This window comes from Saccharomonospora halophila 8 (assembly GCF_000383775.1).
Classification (GTDB): Bacteria; Actinomycetota; Actinomycetes; order Mycobacteriales; family Pseudonocardiaceae; genus Saccharomonospora; species Saccharomonospora halophila.
Genome location: NZ_KB912565.1, coordinates 48,349 through 51,185, shown reverse-complemented (window position 1 = coordinate 51,185; position 2,837 = coordinate 48,349). Strand labels below are relative to the sequence as shown.

At 69.5% G+C, this 2,837-nt stretch carries 3 protein-coding genes; 2 read left to right on the top strand and 1 reads right to left on the bottom strand.

Translation table 11 applies throughout. The features are described from left to right. Positions 1-350: 350 nt before the first annotated feature. Positions 351-749, bottom strand: a complete 399-nt coding sequence (locus tag SACHA_RS0114760) for a DUF5318 family protein (protein ID WP_019810946.1) — start codon at positions 747-749, stop codon at positions 351-353. Positions 750-1,059: 310 nt separating this feature from the next. Here SACHA_RS0114760 and SACHA_RS0114755 point away from each other — a divergent pair, with 310 nt between their 5' ends. Then, positions 1,060-1,602 (top strand): PadR family transcriptional regulator, encoded by a 543-nt coding sequence (locus SACHA_RS0114755; protein ID WP_019810945.1) that lies wholly within the window; start codon positions 1,060-1,062, stop codon positions 1,600-1,602. 66 nt (positions 1,603-1,668) lie between these two features. Next, positions 1,669-2,757 (top strand): inositol-3-phosphate synthase, encoded by a 1,089-nt coding sequence (locus tag SACHA_RS0114750; protein WP_028663209.1) that lies wholly within the window; start codon positions 1,669-1,671, stop codon positions 2,755-2,757. The last annotated feature ends 80 nt before the right edge of the window (positions 2,758-2,837 follow it).

Genomic DNA, 2,837 nt, shown 5'->3' with positions numbered 1-2,837 from the left:
GTCCGGTCGGCGGCGGGGCGGCCCGTCCGCGGGTTCGTCGCCCGTGGGCCACCGGGGGTCGCCCGATGCGGCGTCCTGTCCCGGCCATCGCGGCTCGTTGCCCGGCTCAGGGTCCGGCCGGTGATTGTTTCCCCGGTCGCTCACTCAAGACCTCCCAGATCGGCGCTCTGCCGGCACGCCGTTCCGTGCGTCCGGCGAAACTACGTGCGCCGCGACGCGCGGGTGCGGCCCGGTGCCGATACCCGCCGTCGCAAACGGCCCCCGTACCCGTCGTGGGCGCGGAGGCCGCCGAGTTCGTCGGGGCCGTGGACCCTCGGGCCCGTGCCGGCCGCGGCCGTCCCCTGCTGTGCTCACCGGCCTGCTGCCCTCCGGGAACGGGGGCGGGGTTCCCCGGTGCCGAGGACGTACGAGAGCACCACGTGGTTCCACCCGCATCCGCGGCACACCTCGACCACGTACACGGTGAACTCGCCGAACAACCCCGCCATCCGGTCCAGTTCCTCGGGCGAGCGCGCCGAGTTCGAGGCGTGCCGGAGCTCGTCGCCGAACACCCAGGACACCTCGTGCAGGCGGTCCCTGCGGCAGACCGGGCACGGGGAAGTGCTCGGCCTGCCGTGGAACTCGGCCGCCCGGAGCAGATAGGGATCGGCATCGCAGACGTCGAGCGTGCTGGCCCTGCCCGAGTGGTACTCGGCCAGGGCAGCACGACGCGCGAGCGCGTAATCGACGACCTGCCGCTGGTTCCGCACGCCAACAGAGTACGGGTAATCGCATCCCCGACGCCCGTGCGTCGCGCAGGACGTGACGGGTCACCCATCCGACACGCCGACATCCCGATAACCGTTCGGTGAAGTTCACACCTCCGAGTAGTCACTCGAAAGGTCTACCGCGTTACGTCCGCCACGTCGATGTATCGACGCGATATAATGACGCGGTATGTTGGAGTTCGGTTCGCGGACCGGAGTGGGGCGATACCCGCGGTGGGGCGATGCCCGGCCGGGCCGGGCCCGAACCGACAACGCCGGTGGTGAGTCGTCGATTCCCGGAAGGGGGTGCACTGTGTTGGAGTTCGCGATCCTCGGGCTGCTGCACGAGGCCCCCATGCACGGGTACGTACTGCGCAAGCGTCTGCACGAGACGCTCGGTATGTTCCGCACCTTCTCGTACGGTTCCGTCTACCCGACCCTGCGCCGGCTGCTGCGGGCTGGGCTGATCGCCGAGGAGGTGGCCGAACCCACCACCGGCTGGAACCGGCGGGCCAAGCGCGTCTACAAGCTCACGGCGGACGGCAAGGAGAGGTTCGCCGAGCTGGTCGCCGACGCGGGTCCGCAGACCTGGGACGACGAGGGTTTCGGCGTCCACCTCACCTTCTTCTCCAGGACGCCGGCCGACGTCCGGATGCGCATTCTGGAGGGCAGGCGTCGCCGGGTCGAGGAACGCCGGGAAGGTCTCCGGGCAGCGTTGGCCAGGGCCGAGGAGAAGATCGACCGCTACACCCGTGAACTGCACCAGCTCGGACTGGAGACCAGTGAGCGGGAGGTGCGCTGGCTCAACGAGCTGATCGCGCACGAACAGGCCGAGCAACGAGGGCAGCAGTCCTGACGGGGAGCGGTTCGCGCCCGGCTCGGCGGGAGCCGAAGACGAGAGAACACGAGTAAGGAGACCGGCATGGGCGACAATCGCCGCGTGAGAGTGGCCATCGCGGGCGTCGGCAACTGCGCGGCGTCGCTTGTCCAGGGGGTGCACTACTACCGCGACACCGACCCGGCCGCGCGTATCCCCGGACTGATGCACGCGCGGTTCGGCGGATACCACGTGGGTGATGTGGAGTTCGTCGCCGCGTTCGACGTGGATGCCAAGAAGGTCGGGCACGACCTGGCCGAGGCCACGCTCGCCAGCGAGAACAACACCATCAAGATCTGCGACGTCCCGCCGCTCGGGGTCACCGTGCAGCGCGGGCCCACCCTCGACGGGCTCGGCCGCTTCTACCAGGAGACCATCCAGGAGGCCGACGACGAGCCGGTCGACGTCGTGGCGGCGCTGAAGGCGGCGGACGTCGACGTCCTGGTGTCCTACCTGCCGGTCGGGTCCACCGACGCCTCGGAGTTCTACGCGCGGGCCGCCCTTGAGGCCGGGGTCGCCTTCGTCAACGCGATCCCGGTGTTCATCGCCTCGGAGCCGGAGTGGGCCGCGAAGTTCGAGCAGGCGGGTGTGCCGATCGTCGGCGACGACATCAAGTCGCAGGTCGGTGCCACGATCACGCACCGGGTGCTCGCGAAGCTCTTCGAGGACCGCGGTGTCCAGCTCGACCGCACCATGCAGCTGAACGTGGGCGGCAACATGGACTTCAAGAACATGAAGGAGCTGGAGCGGCTGGAGTCGAAGAAGATCTCCAAGACCCAGTCGGTGACCTCACAGATCGAGCGCGACCTCGGCAAGGGCAACGTCCACGTCGGCCCCTCCGACTACGTGCAGTGGCTGGACGACCGCAAGTGGGCGTACGTGCGCCTGGAGGGACGCGCGTTCGGTGACGTGCCGCTCAACATGGAGTACAAGCTCGAAGTGTGGGACTCGCCGAACTCCGCGGGCATCATCATCGACGCGGTGCGCGCCGCGAAGATCGCCAAGGACCGCGGGATCGGCGGGCCGCTGCTGTCGGCCTCCTCGTACTTCATGAAGTCCCCGCCGGTGCAGTACGACGACTCCACCGCCCGTGACTCGGTGGAGCGTTTCATCGCGGGCGAGATCGAGCGCTGAGGGCGTCGTGCCGGGCGGCCACGGCCGCCCGGAGCGGGACCCGCCCGGCGCCGAGGGCCTCCTCCCCGCACGTGTCGCGG

What these genes read in the sequence shown, in the direction of transcription:
- SACHA_RS0114750 (WP_028663209.1), top strand. Translation starts at nt 1,669, where the DNA reads ATGGGCGACAATCGCCGCGTGAGAGTGGCCATCGCGGGCGTCGGCAAC.